This window comes from Variovorax sp. GW821-FHT09B01 (assembly GCF_059418345.1).
The window spans coordinates 1,057,282-1,074,130 of the sequence record NZ_JBWKPQ010000001.1; the positions used below are offsets into that span (position 1 = coordinate 1,057,282).

Annotated in this window: 17 protein-coding genes; 3 read left to right on the forward strand and 14 right to left on the reverse strand. The window is 71.0% G+C overall.

Going from position 1 to position 16,849, the window contains the following annotated elements; translation table 11 throughout:
* Nucleotides 1-32 precede the first annotated feature (32 nt).
* Nucleotides 33-977, reverse strand: coding sequence for a LysR family transcriptional regulator (locus AC07RV_RS04550; RefSeq protein ID WP_057592669.1), 945 nt, complete (start codon nucleotides 975-977; stop codon nucleotides 33-35).
* A 138-nt stretch (nucleotides 978-1,115) separates the two neighbouring features.
* Here AC07RV_RS04550 and AC07RV_RS04555 point away from each other — a divergent pair, with 138 nt between their 5' ends.
* Complete coding sequence (locus tag AC07RV_RS04555; RefSeq protein WP_296785686.1) at nucleotides 1,116-2,627, forward strand: CoA-acylating methylmalonate-semialdehyde dehydrogenase; 1,512 nt, start codon at nucleotides 1,116-1,118, stop codon at nucleotides 2,625-2,627.
* Between the two features lie 54 nt (nucleotides 2,628-2,681).
* Here the strand turns inward: AC07RV_RS04555 and AC07RV_RS04560 are convergent, their stop codons facing one another.
* The 7 genes from AC07RV_RS04560 to AC07RV_RS04590 all read right to left on the reverse strand — a co-directional run bounded on the left by AC07RV_RS04560 (nucleotide 2,682) and on the right by AC07RV_RS04590 (nucleotide 9,639).
* Nucleotides 2,682-3,137, reverse strand: a complete 456-nt coding sequence (locus AC07RV_RS04560) for a surface-adhesin E family protein (RefSeq protein ID WP_296785690.1) — start codon at nucleotides 3,135-3,137, stop codon at nucleotides 2,682-2,684.
* Nucleotides 3,138-3,317: 180 nt separating this feature from the next.
* A complete protein-coding gene (locus AC07RV_RS04565) occupies nucleotides 3,318-4,904 on the reverse strand; it encodes a PepSY-associated TM helix domain-containing protein (protein WP_296785693.1) in 1,587 nt (528 codons plus the stop codon).
* Nucleotides 4,905-4,907: 3 nt separating this feature from the next.
* On the reverse strand, nucleotides 4,908-5,204 hold the full coding sequence (locus tag AC07RV_RS04570; protein ID WP_296785696.1) for a hypothetical protein: 297 nt from the start codon (nucleotides 5,202-5,204) through the stop codon (nucleotides 4,908-4,910).
* A complete protein-coding gene (locus AC07RV_RS04575) occupies nucleotides 5,191-5,463 on the reverse strand; it encodes a hypothetical protein (protein ID WP_444814228.1) in 273 nt (90 codons plus the stop codon). The genes AC07RV_RS04570 and AC07RV_RS04575 overlap by 14 nt, the downstream gene beginning before the upstream one ends.
* Before the next feature lie 5 nt (nucleotides 5,464-5,468).
* On the reverse strand, nucleotides 5,469-7,952 hold the full coding sequence (locus tag AC07RV_RS04580; protein ID WP_296785700.1) for a TonB-dependent siderophore receptor: 2,484 nt from the start codon (nucleotides 7,950-7,952) through the stop codon (nucleotides 5,469-5,471).
* 195 nt (nucleotides 7,953-8,147) lie between these two features.
* Nucleotides 8,148-9,122 carry a FecR domain-containing protein gene (locus AC07RV_RS04585; protein WP_495338094.1) on the reverse strand — a complete coding sequence of 325 codons (975 nt, stop codon included), beginning with the start codon at nucleotides 9,120-9,122 and terminating at the stop codon, nucleotides 8,148-8,150.
* Between the two features lie 7 nt (nucleotides 9,123-9,129).
* Entirely contained in the window at nucleotides 9,130-9,639 is a 510-nt protein-coding gene (locus AC07RV_RS04590) for a sigma-70 family RNA polymerase sigma factor (protein ID WP_093352567.1), read from the reverse strand.
* Nucleotides 9,640-9,802: 163 nt separating this feature from the next.
* Between AC07RV_RS04590 and AC07RV_RS04595 the strand changes: the two genes are divergently transcribed.
* Nucleotides 9,803-10,183: a RidA family protein gene (locus tag AC07RV_RS04595; RefSeq protein WP_296785706.1), complete on the forward strand. Its 381-nt coding sequence runs from the start codon at nucleotides 9,803-9,805 to the stop codon at nucleotides 10,181-10,183.
* 25 nt (nucleotides 10,184-10,208) lie between these two features.
* Here the strand turns inward: AC07RV_RS04595 and AC07RV_RS04600 are convergent, their stop codons facing one another.
* Complete coding sequence (locus AC07RV_RS04600) at nucleotides 10,209-11,417, reverse strand: FAD-dependent oxidoreductase (RefSeq protein ID WP_296785710.1); 1,209 nt, start codon at nucleotides 11,415-11,417, stop codon at nucleotides 10,209-10,211.
* Nucleotides 11,418-11,419: 2 nt separating this feature from the next.
* Here AC07RV_RS04600 and AC07RV_RS04605 point away from each other — a divergent pair, with 2 nt between their 5' ends.
* Nucleotides 11,420-11,863 (forward strand): MarR family winged helix-turn-helix transcriptional regulator, encoded by a 444-nt coding sequence (locus tag AC07RV_RS04605; RefSeq protein WP_296785713.1) that lies wholly within the window; start codon nucleotides 11,420-11,422, stop codon nucleotides 11,861-11,863.
* 21 nt (nucleotides 11,864-11,884) lie between these two features.
* On the opposite strand, the gene AC07RV_RS04610 is transcribed toward AC07RV_RS04605, so the two are convergent.
* From AC07RV_RS04610 to AC07RV_RS04630, 5 genes are all read right to left on the reverse strand, one after another.
* The gene (locus AC07RV_RS04610) at nucleotides 11,885-12,166 is read right to left on the reverse strand and encodes a hypothetical protein (RefSeq protein ID WP_296785715.1); all 282 of its coding nucleotides are present in this window, start codon (nucleotides 12,164-12,166) and stop codon (nucleotides 11,885-11,887) included.
* 174 nt (nucleotides 12,167-12,340) lie between these two features.
* Nucleotides 12,341-13,216, reverse strand: a complete 876-nt coding sequence (locus AC07RV_RS04615; RefSeq protein WP_296785717.1) for a class I SAM-dependent methyltransferase — start codon at nucleotides 13,214-13,216, stop codon at nucleotides 12,341-12,343.
* A 31-nt stretch (nucleotides 13,217-13,247) separates the two neighbouring features.
* Complete coding sequence (locus AC07RV_RS04620) at nucleotides 13,248-14,348, reverse strand: LLM class flavin-dependent oxidoreductase (protein ID WP_296785719.1); 1,101 nt, start codon at nucleotides 14,346-14,348, stop codon at nucleotides 13,248-13,250.
* Nucleotides 14,349-14,367: 19 nt separating this feature from the next.
* Complete coding sequence (locus tag AC07RV_RS04625) at nucleotides 14,368-15,441, reverse strand: LLM class flavin-dependent oxidoreductase (RefSeq protein WP_296785722.1); 1,074 nt, start codon at nucleotides 15,439-15,441, stop codon at nucleotides 14,368-14,370.
* The gene (locus tag AC07RV_RS04630; RefSeq protein WP_296785726.1) at nucleotides 15,438-16,829 is read right to left on the reverse strand and encodes an LLM class flavin-dependent oxidoreductase; all 1,392 of its coding nucleotides are present in this window, start codon (nucleotides 16,827-16,829) and stop codon (nucleotides 15,438-15,440) included. The genes AC07RV_RS04625 and AC07RV_RS04630 overlap by 4 nt, the downstream gene beginning before the upstream one ends.
* Nucleotides 16,830-16,849: the final 20 nt, after the last annotated feature.

Consider the following 16,849-nt stretch of genomic DNA (forward strand, 5'->3'; position numbering starts at 1 on the left):
TGCGCCGTGGCGTTGCATTGTCGGTGCTTCGATCACGCGTCGAAGCCCTCGGCCAGCGTCTCGCGCAGCCAGGCCACGAACACGGCCACAGCGCGCGGCACATGGGTGGCATAGGGACGGATCGCATAGAGCTTCTCGCCGAAGGCACCGACCGAGCGCCATTGCGGCAGCACCTCCTGCAGCTTGCCCGACTGCAGCGCCGACTGGGCGCTGAAGTCGGGCACCAGCGCGATGCCCAGGCCGCTCACGGCCGCGTCGCGCAGCGCCTCGCTGTTGTTGGCCACCAGCGGCCCCGACACCGGCACCGTGATGCGCTGCACCGCCGCCTTCGAGGCCGCGGCGCGCGCCTCGAAATGCCAGGTCGGCGTTTCCTGCGCGCGCGGGTAGTGCAGGCAGTCGTGCTCGGCCAGCGCCTGCGGTTCGCGCGGCGTGCCGCGGCGGCGCAGATAGGCGCGGCTCGCGACCAGCACCGAGCGGGTGTCGCACAGGGTCCAGGCGACGTGGGTGTCGGGCGGCGCGGCCGTGTGGCGGATCGCGAGGTCGAAGCCCTCCATCGCGAGCGAGCTCAGGCGGTCCGACATGTCGAGCTCGATGCGCACCTCGGGCTGCGCGCGCAGGAAGGCCGCGAGCCGCGGCACCAGCTGCTGGCGCGCCAGCGCCACCGGCGCCGTGACGCGCACCAGCCCGCGCGGCACGCCGGCCAGGTCGCGCACGCCCTCGAAGCTGTGGGCGATCTGCTCGAAGGGCCCGCGCATGTCTTCCACCAGCCGCTGGCCGGCCTCGGTGAGCCGCACGCTGCGCGTGGTGCGCTGCACCAGCGAGGCGCCGGCCGCGCGCTCGAGCTCGGCGATGCGCTGGCTCATGGCCGCCTTGCTCACGTTGAGCCGCAGCGCCGCCGCCGTGAAGCTGCCCTGCTGCGCCAGCACCGTGAGCCAGTGCAGGTGGGTCCAGAGCGACTCGATATTTTGGGTCTTCATGGATCCATTGTTCACTATTGCAAACAATAAGTTCAAGCTTCGCGTCTAGGCGAGGACGACCGCGCTGCCTAAACTGGCCCTCGACCCCCCCCACATTCCTTCGCATTCCCGCCTCCTTTCACACGAGAGACACGCACCATGCCCATCCAGTCCATCGACCATTACATCGCCGGCCAGGCCGTCGCCAACACCTCGGGCCGCACGCAGGACGTGACCAACCCCGCCACCGGCGCCGTCACCGGCCGCGCCGGCCTGGCCGACGCCAGCCAGGTCGCCGCCGCCGTGGCCGCCGCGCAGGCCGCCTTCCCGGCCTGGGCCGACACGCCGCCGATCCGCCGCGCCCGCGTGATGTTCAAGTTCCTGCAGCTGCTCAACGAGCACAAGGACGAGCTGGCCCACCTGATCACCGCCGAGCACGGCAAGGTGTTCACCGACGCGCAGGGCGAGGTCAGCCGCGGCATCGACATCGTCGAGTTCGCCTGCGGCATTCCGCAGCTGCTCAAGGGCGACTTCACCGACCAGGTCTCGACCGGCATCGACAACTGGACCCTGCGCCAGCCGCTGGGCGTGGTCGCGGGCATCACGCCCTTCAACTTCCCGGTGATGGTGCCGATGTGGATGTTCCCGGTGGCGATCGCCGCGGGCAACACCTTCATCCTCAAGCCCAGCCCGACCGACCCGAGCCCCTCGCTGCGCATCGCCGAGCTGCTCAAGCAGGCCGGCCTGCCCGACGGCGTGTTCAACGTGGTGCAGGGCGACAAGGCCGCGGTCGACGCGCTGCTCGAGCATCCCGACGTCAAGGCCGTGAGCTTCGTGGGTTCGACCCCGATCGCCAACTACATCTACGAGACCGGCGCGCGCCACGGCAAGCGCGTGCAGGCCCTGGGCGGCGCCAAGAACCACATGGTGGTGATGCCCGACGCCGACATCGACCAGGCCGTCGACGCGCTGATCGGCGCGGGCTACGGCTCGGCCGGCGAGCGCTGCATGGCGATCAGCGTGGCGGTGCTGGTGGGCGACGCGGCCGAGAAGATCATGCCGAAGCTGATCGAGCGCACCAAGACCCTGAAGGTGCTCGACGGCGAGAACCTCGAGGCCGAGATGGGCCCGATCGTCACGCGCGCCGCGCACGAGCGCATCACCGGCTACATCGCCCAGGGCGAGAAGGAAGGCGCGAAGCTGCTGGTCGATGGCCGCCAGTTCGACGGCGCCAAGGCCGGCAAGGGCTGCGACGACGGCTTCTGGATGGGCGGCACCCTGTTCGACCACGTCACGCCCGAGATGCGCATCTACAAGGAAGAGATCTTCGGCCCGGTGCTGTCGTGCGTGCGCGTCGCCAACTTCAAGGACGCCATCGACCTCGTCAATGACCACGAATTCGGCAACGGCGTGAGCTGCTTCACCCGCGACGGCAACGTGGCACGCGAATTCGGCCGCCGCATCCAGGTCGGCATGGTCGGCATCAACGTGCCGATCCCGGTGCCGATGGCCTGGCACGGCTTCGGCGGCTGGAAGCGCTCGCTGTTCGGCGACATGCACGCCTATGGCGAGGAAGGCGTGCGCTTCTATACCAAGCAGAAGTCGATCATGCAGCGCTGGCCCGAGAGCACGCCGAAGGGGGCGGAGTTCGTGATGCCTACGGCGAAGTAAGCCGGGGCCCCTCACCCTCGCACAGGCGGCCCATCGGCCGCCTTTTTCTTTGGCTCAACTCGCCCGCATCCGGCAAGCCGCCCGCACGATCCGCGCCGTCGGATTCGGCGTCATGTCGAGAAAACGCATCGGCTTGGGTGCCGCGCTGTAATCGGCGACCTGGTGCGGCTCGCCGCGCCACAGCGGCTCGGCATAGAAACGCGCCTGCACATAGGTCGCGCTCTTCGCATGGCAGTCGAAGACCACGCGCGATTCGTACGAGCGGTAGGGGACGCGGTCCCAGTTGAAGCGCGGGCCCGAGCGGTTCACGCGCACGTTCATCTCGATCAGCGGCTTCTCGGGCGCTGCCTCGCCTTCCGCGGGCGGCGGTGCCGCGATGCGGTTGGGGTCGACCTGAACCGTGTCGGCCGCCTTGTCGAGCGGATCGCCGACCACGGTGAACCATGCGGGCTGCGCCCATGCCAGGCTGCCCGCCACTGAAAGACCCGCCGCCAGCCACCAATGCCTCACGCGTTTGCTCCTCGTTGTCGCGACCGGGCCCCGCCGGGTCGGCAGGGAAAATAACCGAAGAATCCGGTTCGCTGACACAGGAATTTACAGTTTGGGGGCATGCCGGGCTTGTCGGACAGCGGCGTGGCGGGCCTGCGGAAAGCGCGCCGTCGCCGCGCCCGGCGCGAGCGCGTTCCGGGCTCAGCCTGCCGGCCGAGGTGCAGGCGCCGCCCAGACGCTGTCCGCCGGCCCCTCGCGCACGCGGCGCGCCGTGTGCAGCGCCATCCAGGCAAAGGCACCAGCGCCGAGCAGCGCGACGGCGTCCACGCCCAGCGCATCGGCGCGCAGCCACAACCCCGAGGACGGCAGCAGCCACCCGGCGATGCTGGTCAGCGGCACTGCCAAGGCCGCGGCCGCGGCCAGCCAGAGCAGCTCGACGGCGCCCCGCGAAGCGCCGCGCAGGAAGGCCCAGGCCACGCTGCCCAGGAACACCGCGCGATAGACATGCTCGCGCCATGGCGCCAGCACCTCGCCCTGCCAGGCCCACAGCCACTTCTCGGCCGCCACCGTGAGCGACAGCGCCGCCACGCAGCCCAGCGACACGCCGACCGTGCCCGCGGCCATCCACCGGCTCGAGCGGCGTTGCTCGACGGGCACCCCGCCGCGCTCGGCCCGCCGGCGCGACTCCACCCACAGCAGGTTGCCCGAATAGAAGAGAAAGGCCCCGGCCAGCCCGAGGAAGAAGTAGGCCCAGCGCACCGTGCCACCGCCGTAGGCGCCGAAATGCAGCGCGAAGAAGGCCGACACCGAGGCCATCCAGCCCGATTGCTGCCCCGCCAGGTACTCGGTGTGCAGCAGCTGGCCGTCGACCGCGCTCACCAGCACGAACGAACCCTGCGCCTGGCGCGTCATGCAGCACGGCATGTCGCCCGCGATCCAGACCGCGGCACCGGCCGTGCCGGCACCACGGAAGCGCAGCGTGTGCGGCACGAAGCCCTCGGCCTGCGCGCGCACGCGCGCCTCGAGCGCGGGCAGCGGCAGCAGCGCGGCCGACGCGGGATCGGGGCGGATCGCGCTGAAGGGGCCGCTGGCCTTCCAGATCTGCTCGAAGCGTGGCTCGCCGTAGACCACGGCCTTCTGCGCGTCGTAGATCAGGTCGTGCATGCCGAACACCACCGCGCTCAGCGCCATGACCAGATGGAACGGCAGGCTCACGATGCCGATCACGTTGTGCGCGTCGAGCCACATGCGCTTGAGGTTGCGCCCGACGCGCAAGGCGAAGAAGTCCTTCACCAGCGTCGGCCACAGCACGACCACGCCCGAGACGATCGCCAGCGCATAGAGCGCGCTGACGATGGCCATGACCAGCGTGCCGGTCTCGAGGTCGACCGGCAGCGCGACGGTGCGGTGCACCACGTCGATGAACTGGCCGAGGCCAGCTGGCGCGTCAGGTGCGATGCGCAGCGTGCCGTCGGGCGCGAAGCTGGCGCTCCAGCCACTCTCCTCGCCGCGCGCCTTCCACGCGACGCGCTCGGGCGCGCCGTGGCGCGCCCGATGCAAGGTGAAATCGGCACGCGCATCGGGCCGCGCGGCCAGCGTCTGCGCGATCAGCGCGTCTGCGTCCGGCGACTGCGCCGCCGCCACGGCGGGCGGCGTGGCCCAGCGGTTGAGCGGGCCCTTGAACATGGTCAGGGCGCCGGCATAGAAGGCGATGAAGAGCGCGAGGCCCGCGACGATGCCGGTCCAGGTGTGAACCGTCTTGTAGGTGCGAAGGGTGTCGGCGCGCATGGCTCAGCCCGAGAGATGGCGGATGGCGAACACCATCGCGCCCGCCACGGCCGTGGCGCCACCCAGCCAGGCCCAGGCACGCAGGGCCGAGCGGAACATGAACACCGCCGAGCAGATGCCCAGCCACAGCGGCGGCACGATCCACATGTTGAACTGGTACTTGTTGAGCGGCGCCATGCCGCCCGGCCCGAGCCAGGCGAACAGGCCCGACAGCGCGATCGCGAGCGCGAAGCCGGGCAGCGCGCCCGCGAGCGCGAGAGCGCACCAGGTCGCGCCGCTCCGGTCCTCAGCGCGCGCCATGGCGGCCCTCGCTCGGCGAGCGCCGCAGCGCGGTGACGTACGGCAGCGCGATCCACGCGCACATCACGAGCGTGAGCGCGCTGAAGAGGCCGGCGGCCGGCTGCAGCGCGCGGCAGAACAGCCACGCACCGAGCGCGACCAGCACGCCACCGATGCCGCGCCACGCGCGCGGCCTCGATACGGCGCCGCCGAGCCGCTGGTGCGGCGCGGCCCGGTACACGCACAGCGCGCCGAGCACCGTGCAAAGACCCGCGAGCACCGCCATCACCAGGCGTACGAGAGCGTGGCGGTGGCGGTGCGGCGCGCGCCGTAGTTGCAGGGCGAGCCGGCCAGCATCAGGCAGTGCGAGACATAGCGCCGGTCCGACACGTTGGCCACCGTCAGGCGCAGCCGCGCGCCCTTCCAGGCATCGCCGAGCAGGCCGAGGTCGTAGGAGGCGCCGAGGTCCCACAGGAACAGCGCGGGCACGCGCAGGTAGGGGTCGTAGGTGCCGGCGGTGTCGTAGGCCGACATGTAGCGCGCGCCGATGCCGGCCTGCAGGCCGGGCACGCTCTCGAAGCGGTAGTCGAGCCAGGCCGAGGCCTGGTGCCGCGGCGTGCGCAGCGTGGGGCGGCCCAACTGGTTGCGGTCGTTGCTGCTGCGCACCTCGGAGTCGGTGTACGAGTAGGCCGCGATCATGCTGAGCCGCTTCGTGAGCTCGGCCTTGGCCTCGAGCTCGAGGCCGCGCAGGCGCTGGCGGCCCGACTGCACCGAGCGCTGCGAGTCCATCGGGTCGGGCGTGAGGCTGTTCTCGAGGTCGTTCTGGTAGAGCGACGCGGTCATGAAGCCCCAGCCGCCGGTCGGCTCGTACTTCAGGCCGAGCTCGAACTGCCGGCCCTTCTGCGCGCGGAACGGCTGGTTGTAGCGGTCCACGCCGGTGACCGGCAGGAACGAAGTGGAATAGCTCGCATAGGGCGCGACGCCGTTGTCGAACACGTAGCCCAGGCCGATGCGGCCGGTGGTCGCGGCATCGTCGGTCGGCACCACCGGCCGCGAGGCCAGCATGCGGTTGGTGGTGTCTATGGACGAGCGGTCGTGGCGCAGGCCCAGCGTGGCGATGGCGCGGCCCCAGCGGATCTGGTCCTGCAGGTACAGCCCGGTCTGGCGCACCGCCTGGAAGGTCGAGTTGGTGTAGCTGGTCGGCCGCGTGACCGGCAGGCCGTAGACCGGGTTCAGCACGTCGAGCGGCGGCACGCCGATGGCGCTGTTGGCGAAGTTGAAGGACAGCTTGCCGCGCAGGTGGTCGACGCCGGCCAGCAGCGTGTGCGCGAGCGGGCCGGTGCGCAGGCGCGCCTCGAGCTGGGTGTCGACGGAGAGCGAGCGGATGTCGTCGTCGGAGATCGCCGAGACGCGGTTGAGCGTGTGGCCGTCGGGCCGGTAGGCATTGAAGGGATGCACGCGCACCAGGAACATGTCCTGCGCGGCATGGCCGTAGCGCAGGTTCTGGCGCACCGAGACCGTGTCGTTGAAGCGGTGCTCGAAGCCGTAGCCCAGTGACTTGTAGCTGCGGTTGAAGCTGTCGGTCGACGGCTCGCCCAGGTACAGGCTGCGCGGGATGTAGCCGAACAACGGGCTCGGCACATGCGAGCCCACCACCGGGTAGAAGCGCGGGCTCATGCGCGGATCGTCCTTCTGGTAGTGGGCCTGCACGGTGAGTGAGGTATCGGCCGACGGCCGCCAGGTAAGGCTGGGCGCGATCATGGTCTGGCGGTCGCGCTCCAGGTCGACCTGCGTGTGCGCGTCGCGCCGCAGCGCGATCAGCCGGTAGAGCAACTTGCCGTCCTCGTCGAGCGGCCCCGTGAGGTCGGTGGCGAGCTCGGCGCCGCCGAAGTGGGTGGCCGACAGCCGCACCTCGCGCTGCGCGACCGCCTGCGGCCGCTTCGTCACCTGGTTCACCAGGCCACCGGGAATGGCCTTGCCGTAGAGCACCGAGGCCGGCCCCTTGACCACCTCCACGCGCTCGAGCGCATAGCCCGGAATGCGCGGCACCGCATAGCTGGCCGGGTCGCCGGGCAGCGGCAGGCCGTCGAGCCACTGGGTGCCGAAGGTGTTGAAGCCGCGGATGTAGTTCCAGTCGTAGCGCACGTCGAAGCCATTGGGCTCGGCCAGCACGCCGGCCGTGTAGCGCAGCGCCTCGGCCACGGTGCGCGCGCCTTGGTCGTCCATCTGCGTGCGCGTCACCACGTTCACGAGCTGCGGCGTCTCCAGCAGCGAGGCATCGGTCTTGGTGCCGCTGGCGCTGCGCTTCGCGACATAGCCGACCACCGGGCCGGTGGCGGTCTCGGGTGGCGCGCTGTCGTGCACGCGCACCTCGGGCAGCATGCCGTGGCCGGCCTGCACCTCGCCCGCCCCGGTCGGCGCTGGCGGCGGGGGTGCCACATCGAGCGTGAAGCTGCCGTTGGCCTGGCGCACGGCCTGCAGGCCATGGCCACGCAGCAGCTCGGCGAAGCCTTCGCGCACCGTGAAGCTGCCCGCCAGGCCGGCGCTGCTGCGGCCGCGCAGCAGGCTGGCATCGACCGACAGCTCGACGCCCGCGGCGCTCGCGAAACTGCCGAGCGCGCGATCGAGCGGGCCGGCGGGAATGTTGAAGCCGCGCCTGGCATCGGCCGCGGCTTGGCCCGCGGGCTGGGCCTGCGCGAGGCCGACGGTCGTCGCGCCGAGCGCGAGCCCCATCCAGAGCGCGGCCGCGAGGCGGCTCGGCGCGGTCATCGGGGCGGTGCGCCTCGGACTGCGTGGAGGGAGGGGGCGCTGCGGGAGGCGTTTCGCCATGACGGGGGTCCTTTCAGTTCGGAAGATGTCTGGTGCTCCCATGTCTTCCGGACGAGAAAGGCGGAACCTCAAGCGGCAACGCAAAAAAACGAAAAAAGTTTCGGCCGCCGTTCGCAGGCACGGGCGTCGGCCCGCCTACCGGGCCCGCACCGTGACCCAGTAGCGCGTGCGGTAGGCGGCCGACACCGGCAGCGCGAGCGCGAGGTTCTCGAGCGCGCGGTCGGTGTCGCGCAGCGAGAACACGCCGGTCACGCGCAGCTCGGCCACCTCGGGATCGCAGCGCAGCACGCCGGGCCGGTAGCGCGCCAGCTCGGCGACGAAATCGGCGACGCGCATGTCCTCGGCTACCAGCACGCCGCGGGTCCAGGCGGCCGCGCTGTCGGCCACGGCATCGGGGGCCTGCGCACGGTCGGCGAAGAACACGGTGCCCTGCCCCGCGCCCACGCGCACCATGGCCTCGGGCGCGCGCGCCGGCCGCACCGCCACCGCGCCCTCGAACACGGCCACGCGCGAGGCCTCGGCCTCCTGTCGCACGATGAAGCGCGTGCCCAGCGCCTCCACGCTGCCCTGCCGGCTGTGGACGCGGAACGGGCGGTGCGCGCCGGCGGGATCGGGGGCGGTGGTCACCAGGATCTCGCCGGCGCGCAGCACCAGTCGGCGTTCGTGCGCGTCGAAGCGCAGGTCGATGGCGGTGGCCGTGCCCAGCACCACGCGCGTGCCGTCGGGCAGCGCGATCTCGCGGATCTCGCCGGTGCGCGTGCTGTGGTCGGACGCGGCGAGCTGCCAGGTCTCGGTGCCGCGCAGTGCCGCGGCGATGCCGCCGACGGCGGCCGTCAGCCCCAGCAATTGCAGCGCGCGGCGGCGACCGGTGCGCACCGGCTCGCGCAGCGCGTGGCGCGCGGCTTCGCGCGGCAGGGCATGGAGCTTGTCCTCGAAGGACTGCAGCCGGTTCCAGGCGCGTTCATGGTCGGGGTGCTGGGCGCGCCAGTGCTCGCAAGCGGCACGGTCCTGGTCGCTGGCCTCGCTCGACCAGAGCCGCGCCATCCATTCGGCCGCGCGCCGCACCACCGCGGGATCGAGCGGACCCGGCAGCGCGGGGCTCGGGTTCATGCGCACGTCAGCCATGCATCACCCGGTAGCAGGCCTGCAGGCCGGCCGCGACGTACTTCTCGACCGAGGAGACGCTGACATTCAGCCGCTGCGCGATCTCGCGGTAGCTCAGCCCCTCGAGCCTGCACAGCAGCAAGGCCGTGCGCGCCTTGGCCGGCAGGCCGTGCAGGATGGTGTCGACCTCGACCAGCGCCTCGACCGCGAGCGCGCGTTCCTCCTCCGAGGGTGCCAGCGCCGCGGGCATGCAGGCGATGGCCTCGAGGTAGGCGGCCTCGATCTGCCGGCGCCGGTACAGGTCGATCACCAGGCCATTGGCGATCTGCGTCAGGTGGCGGCGCGACTCCTCGGGCTGCGGCACGCGGCCGGTCGAGAGGATGCGCAGGTAGGTGTCGTGCGCGATGTCGGCCGCGTCGAAGGCATTGCCCAGGCGCTTGCGCAGCCAGCCGCGCAGCCAACCATGGTGGTCGCTGTACAGGACTTCGACGGGCTGAGCGGATGCGGCTTCGGTGAACGCCAAGAGAACCTCTGGCCGGTGCCCCGGGGAACGGGGGACATCGGATTAATAAGAATGGTTCTCATTTTAGAGGATGACGAGCCCGGCGGAAAACGGGCCTGGTCCCCGGCCGGTAGAGTCGAGCCGCCGTCCCCGGCCCCCACCCACCAATTTCGCAAAGGCCCCCATGACCAGAAAGCTCATCAGCTCCGGCTCCACCTTCGAACAACAGATCGGCTATTCGCGCGCCGTCGTCGCGGGCGACTGGGTGTTCGTCTCGGGCACCACGGGCTTCGACTACACCACCATGACCATCTCGGACGACGTGGTCGAACAGGCGGAGCAATGCCTGAAGAACATCGAGGCGGCGCTGCAGGAAGCCGGTGCCAGCCTGCGCGACGTGGTGCGCGTGACCTACGTGCTGCCCGACGGCGCCGAGTTCGAGGCCTGCTGGCCGGTGCTGCGCAAGTACTTCGGCGAGGTGCGCCCCGCGGCGATGATGATCTCGGCGGGGCTGGCCGATCCGCGCATGAAGATCGAGATCGAGGTGACGGCGCTGCGCACCTGAGGCGCGCTTGCGCGCGGGGTCTCTCTCACTCCCCCGCGCGCCTTTGGTCCATGTGCGCCAGCAGGCTCTGTGCGCCCTCGGCGGAGAACCACTGCGCGAAGGCCTCGCGGGTTTCGCTCGCGATCCTGTTGCTTCGCTCCAGCATGGCGAGTTCGTACGCTGCGGTCGCTTGGCGCCAATCGGCGGCGCCGATCAGCGACTCGGCCAGTTCCGCGGCGTCGAGCATCGCGAGGTTCACGCCCTCCCCCATCGGCGGCATCACGTGCGCCGCATCGCCGAGCAGCGTGAGCCCGGGCTTGTGCGTCCAGCGGAAGTCGACCGGCAGCGCGACGATCGGACGGATGGCGGCGATCCGGTCGGCCTTGTCGATGAAGTCGAGCAAGGCGGGCGACCATCCTTCGAAGCGCGTGCGCAGCTCGGCCAGGGTGATGCCGGCGAGTGCCTTGTCCGGACGATCGGTGTCCGACTCACGGCTGCGGAAGGCGGCGTAGACGCGGATCGCCCCGCCGCCATTGCGCTGCGCGAAGAGGCCCGCGCCGTCGTGCAGCGAGAACACCGATCCACGCCCGACCCGCTCGCTCAGCGCCGCGTGCCGCTCGTCCACCTGGGAGAACCACAGCTCCACGAAGGTGACGCCCGTGTAGGTGGGCTGCTGCTCGGCCAGCGCCGAGCGCACCCGCGACCATGCACCATCGGCACCGATCACGAGGTCGAAGGGCCCTGCGACCTCGTCGCGCAGCCGCAGGAAATGAGCGCCGCTGTCATCGCTCAGCACCGCGTCGACGGGTTCGCCCCATCGCACCACGCCCTCGCCCAGCGGCCGCAACAGCAATTGGCGCAGCAGCACGCGATCGATCTCGGGCCGGTCTCCAGTGCCCTCTTCGGGGATCTCCTCGCGCAGCACCGCGCCGGTCGCGTGGTCGAGCACCCGTTGCCCCTGGTCCTCATGGCGCGCCACCGCGAGGAAATCCTCGAGCAGGCCAGCCTTGGCCAAGGCCAGTTGCCCGCCGTCGGGATGAAGATCGAGCGTGCCGCCCTGGTCGCGCGCATCGAACGCCGCATCGCCCTCGAAGACCGTGACCGGCCACCCCGCGCGATGCAGGAGGTTCGCTGCGCAAAGCCCGCCCGGGCCGGCACCGACGATGGCAATGCGTGGCGCTTTCATGGGATCGATTTCGTTGATAACATAGCCTCCTATGTTAAAGAGATAGGATGCTATGTCAAGAGGTGCCATCGATGGCTGAAGCGTGGCAACCGCGGGCCATGCCGACGCTGGCGCTCAGTCGCGTCGCGAGGATGATCCATCGCCTGGTCGAACTGCGGCTGTCGCCGCTCGGCATCAAGACGGCGCAGTTGCCCGTGCTCGTCGCCTTGAAGGACGGCGCGAAGCTCACGCAGAAGGAACTGGCCGTGATCGCCGGCGTCGAGCAGCCGACCATGGCGCAGTTGCTGGCGCGCATGGAGCGCGACGGGTTGATACGCCGCGAGCCTTCGCCCGACAACTGGCGCAGCAGCCTCGTCATGCTGACCGCCCATGCCGAGGCACTGCTCGAACCGGGTCGGCAGGTCTTGCGCTCGATCGACGAAGAGGTGTGCGCCGGCCTCGGCGCGGAGGATCGGGAGACGTTTTTGCGGCTGCTCTACAAGATTGCCGAAGGGGCCGGACAGGCCGAATCTTGAGCTGCTGCGAACGCCTCGCGCTCAGCGCCCCGTCGTTCCCGTCGTGCCGGTGGTCCCGGTTCCGGGGATCAGGCCGAAGCCGCCGCCCGAATTGCCGTTGTTGCCGCTGATGGCTGCGGCAAACATGGCGACGCCCGCGCCTGCGGCGATCCATTCATCGGAAGTCAATCCACCTTGCGCATTGGATGTCGCGGCGACCCCGCCTGCCGGCGCCGGCGTCGGGGGTGCCGGGTTCTGCGCGAGAGCCGCTGACATGGAAACCGCGGCGAGGGCCGCTGCGACGGCGAGTCTGGTGAGGTTCATGGGGAGGCTCCATGCGAAAACCGAAGGGGACTTCATGGTGACGCACCGCATCGTCGCCGCGTAAGCCCGGCCGCTGTTTCTCTTGTAAGAGAACGCCGCAAGAGGTTTCAGTGGGTGCCGGCGACGACAAGAAGGGCGGCCCCACGCCCTTCGTCGAATCGCTGCGCGCGTTTCCTAGGCGCGCGCCGACCCGCGCCCCGGCTTCACGAAGCGCAGCGTCATGCGGTCCGATTCGCCGATGGCAAGGTACTTCGCGCGCTCCACGTCGCCCCCGCGCAGGGTCGGCGGCAACGCCCAGACGCCGTTCGCATGGTCGTGCGTGTCGCGCGGATTGGCGTTGATCTCGCTCTCGCCGTCGAACACGAAGCCGGCCGCGCGGGCGCGCGCGATCACGAAGTCCTGCGCCACGTAGCCGCTGTCGATGGTCCGTGCCAACGACGTGCCGGGCAGCGCGCGGTGCTCCTCCACGCCGAGCACGCCACCGGGCTTGAGCACGTCGAAGAAGGCGCGCAAGGTCTCGTCGAAATGGCCGTCGGCGATCCAGTTGTGGATGTTGCGGAAGGTCAGCACCGCGTCGGCACCACCGGGCGGATGGATGTCGGTGAAGCGGTCGGTGGGCAAAGTGCCGAGCACCACGCGACCGTAGTGGGCGGGATCGTCCGCGAGCTTCTTCGCGAAGGCCGCGCGGGCACGCTGCTGCTCGGGCGTGCCGTCGGCCGGCGCATGGGCCGCGTAGAGGCGGCCGCGGGCTTTCAGGAAGGGCGCGAGGATCTCGGTGTACCAGCCGCCGCCCGGCGCGATCTCGACCACCGACCATTCGGGCCGCAGGCCGAAGAAGGACAGCGTCTCGAGCGGATGCCGCGCACCATCGCGCGCGCGGTTGGCCGCGCTGCGCTGCGGGCCGTCGATCGCCGACTGCAGCGCGGCGAGCGCGGGATCGGTCGCGCCCACGGCAGCGGGCGCGACGGCGGCCGCGGCCAGGCCCAGCAGCAGCGCGCGGCGCCGGTCCGAGTGACGGCCGGCCATGGCGGCGGAAGATGCGATGGACATGGGACGCTTCTCTTTCTCGAAATGGACGCTCTCAGGCCAGGGCGGCATCCGCGAACGATCGCGCGGCCGCGCCGGCCACGCGCGGCAGCACATGATCGGCGAAGCGGCGCATCTCCGCTTCGAAGGGCTGGAACTGGAGCATGAACAGCTCGATGCCCGCCGCGTGGAAGGCCTCGATGCGGCGCGCCACGCTGTCGTAGCTGCCCACGAGCTCGGCCGCGGTGCCGCCGTTCGAGCCCACGCGCGGCGACTTCTGCGCGGTCTGGAACATCACGGCCTTGGGATCGATGTGGGGCTTGTTGGCCGCGCGCAGCGGCGCGTCGAGCGCCGCGAGCGCGAGCAGCCGCGCATGCTCGGCGCGCGCCTCCTCGTCGGTCTCGCGCGCGACCACGAAGGCCGAGAGCCCGAACTGCAACGGCGCCCAGCCGGCCGGTCGCTCGCGGCGCCGCAGGTCGGCGATCAGCGCCTGCACGTCGGCCAGCGGCTGGCCGTTGATGAACCAGGTGTCGCCGCGATCGGCCACCAGCGCGCGCGCCGGCTCCGATTCGCCGCCCACGTAGATGCGCGGCCGCGCGCGGTGCAGGCCCGCCGGACTCAGCCGGTAGTCGTCGAGCCTGAAATGCTCGCCCGCGAAGCGCGTGCGCTCGCCGCGCAGCAGCGACTCCACCACCTCGATCCATTCGCGGCCATAGGCATAGCGCGCATCGTGCTCGGCGAAAGGAATGCCGGCGCGCTCGAGCTCGGGCCGGTTCCAGGCATTGACGAGGTTGATGGCGAAGCGCCCGCCGCTGATCTCCTCGATGCCCAGCGCCATCTTCGCGAGCACCGCCGGGTGATAGAGGTAGGGCTTGATGGCCGCGATGATCTCGATGCGCGAAGTCAGCGCGGCCAGCGCCGCGGCCGCCGTCCAGGCCTCGAGCTGCGCGCTCTCGCCATCGTGCGGATTGACCGTGTGCTGCGCCACCAGCACCGAATCGAAACCGAGCCGCTCGGCCTCGAGCACCAGCGCGCGGTTGCGCCGCCACGAGGCGTCGTAGGGTTCGTCGGGGTCCTGCAGCGCGGCGCGGCTGCCGTGCACCAGCGCCCAGATGCCGAAGCGCGGGCCGGGCCCATTGGAAGAAGCAGAGGTCATGGCGATGAAGAAGGGTTGGTTATGCCGCGGCATCGCGCAGCAGCGGCAGCAGCTGCTCGCCCTGCCGGCGGATTTCGTCGAGGTAGGGCGTGTCGGACAGCACGAAGTGCGTGATGCCCAGCGCCTGGTACTTGCGCAGCGAGCGCGCGACGTCCTGTGCCGAACCCACGAGCCAGGTGGTGGCGGCACCGCCGCCGCCGTATTTGCCGGGCGTGGTGTAGAGGTTGTCGTCTAGCACCTCGCCGCGCTCGTGCAGCTGCAGCAGCCGGCGCTGGCCCACGGCCTGCGCGCGGTCGGGCTCGCCGGGCGCCGCGCCGCGCGCCATCTGCGCCACCTTGGCCTCGGCATCGGCCCAGGCCTCCTCGGTGGTGTCGCGCACCAGCGTCGTGACCCGCAGGCCGAAGCGCAGCGGCGGAAGATCGCGGTCGAGGCTGCGGCTCAGCGCCTTCAACCGCTCGATGCGTTCCTCGATGCCGTCGCGCGGCTCGCCCCAGAACAGCTGCACGTCGGCCTCGGTCGCCGACACGCGCTCGGCCGCCTCGGAGGCGCCGCCGAAATAGATCGTCGGATGGCGCCGCGCGCCACGCACCTCGATGCGCGGCTGCACGGTGGCGTTCTCCACGCCGAAGTGCTCGCCGCGGTAGGTCACGCCCTCCTCGGTCCAGAGCCGGCGCACCAGGTGGATGAACTCGCGCGTGCGCGCATAGCGCTGCGCGGGGTCGCCCTCGCTGTCGCCATAGGCCGCGAGCTGGTCCTTGCCCGAGACGATGTTGATGCGCACGCGGCCGCCGCTCAGGTGGTCGAGCGTGGCCGCTGCAGCGGCGAACTGCGCGGGCCGCCAGTAGCCGGGGCGGATCGCGATCAGCGGCTCGAAACTGGTGGTGCGCGCGGCCAGCGCGGTCGCCACCGTGAAGGTGTCGGGCCGGCCCCAGCCGGCGCCGAGCAGCGCGCCCTTCCAGCCGTGCGCCTCGAGCGCCAGGGCATGGCGGGTCAGCGTGTCGAGGCTGTTGTGGCCCTCGACGGCGGCATCGCCGCGATGGCCGGCCACGACCTGGTTGGGGACGTACCAGAGAAATTCGGTGGGTTCGCTCATGCGTGGGCGTGTCGGTGGGAAGAAATCGATGCGGGCACGGCCGCCGGATGCGCGGGCCGCGCGAGCCCCAGGTGCTCGCGCAGCGTGCGGCCGGTGTATTCGGTGCGGAACAGCCCGCGCCGCTGCAGCTCGGGAATCACGAGCTGCGCGAAATCGCGCAGGCCATGCGGCAGCGTCGGCGCGAGCACGTTGAAGCCGTCGGCCGCGCCGGTGCTGAACCAGTGCTCGAGCTGGTCGGCAATAGCTTCGGGCGTGCCGACCACGGTCCAGTGGCCGCGCGCACCCGCCACCTTCTCGTAGAGCTGGCGGATCGACAGGCCGTCGCGGCGCGCCATCTCCGAGAACAGCGCCTGGCGGCTCTTCCAGCCCTCGGTGACCGGCAGGTCCTGCGGAAACGGATCGTCGACCGCGTAGCCCGAGAGGTCGACGTTGCCGAGGAAGGTCGACAGCAGCCCGACGCCGAGCACCGGGTCGATCAGGCCCTGCAGCTGCTCGAACTTCTCCTGCGCCTCCTGCTGGCTGCGCCCGACGAAGGGCGAGATGCCCGGCAGGATCTTGAGCGAATCGGGGCCGCGTCCGTGCGCGGCCAGCCGCGCCTTGAGGCCGGCGTAGAAGGCACGCGCATCCTCGGGCGTCTGCTGGGCCGTGAACACCACCTCGGCCGTGGCCGCCGCAAGGTCCTGGCCGTCGCCCGACGAGCCGGCCTGCACCAGCACCGGATAGCCCTGCGGCGCGCGCGGCGTCTGCAGCCCGCCATGCAGCGTGAAGTGCTCGCCCTCGTGCGCCACGCGGTGCAGCTTCGCGGGATCGAAGAAGCGGTTGGCCGCCTTGTCGTGCACGAAGGCATCGTCCTCCCAGGTGTCCCACAGGCCCTTGACGATCTTCACGTACTCGTGGGCACGCGCATAGCGGTGCGCATGCGCGAACTGCTGCGGCAGCCCGAAGCTGCGCGCCTCGAAATCGCTGCCCGAGGTCACGAGGTTCCAGCCGCTGCGCCCGCCGCTGACCTGGTCGAGCGAGGCGTACTTGCGCGCCAGGTGGTAGGGCGGCAGGTAGGTGGCCGACACGGTCGCCACCAGCCCGATGTGCGTGGTCGACTGCGACAGCGCCGCCAGCGTGACCAGCGGATCGAGCGGATACCACAGCGCGTTCTTCGCCACCACCGCGTCGGGCGGTCCGGGCAGGCCGACGTTGTCGGCGAAGAAGATGGCGTCGAACTTCGCGGCCTCGGCGATGCGCGTCCATTCGCGCAGCGCCTCGATGCGGCTCGCGGCGCCCGGGTCCACGTCGGGATGGCGCCAGGCCGCGAGGTGATGGCCCACGCCGAAGAAGAAGGCGCCCAGGTGCATCTGGCGGCGCGCGCCCGCACCACTCGTGTCCGCGCTCATCGCCCTGCCTCCGGCGCCGG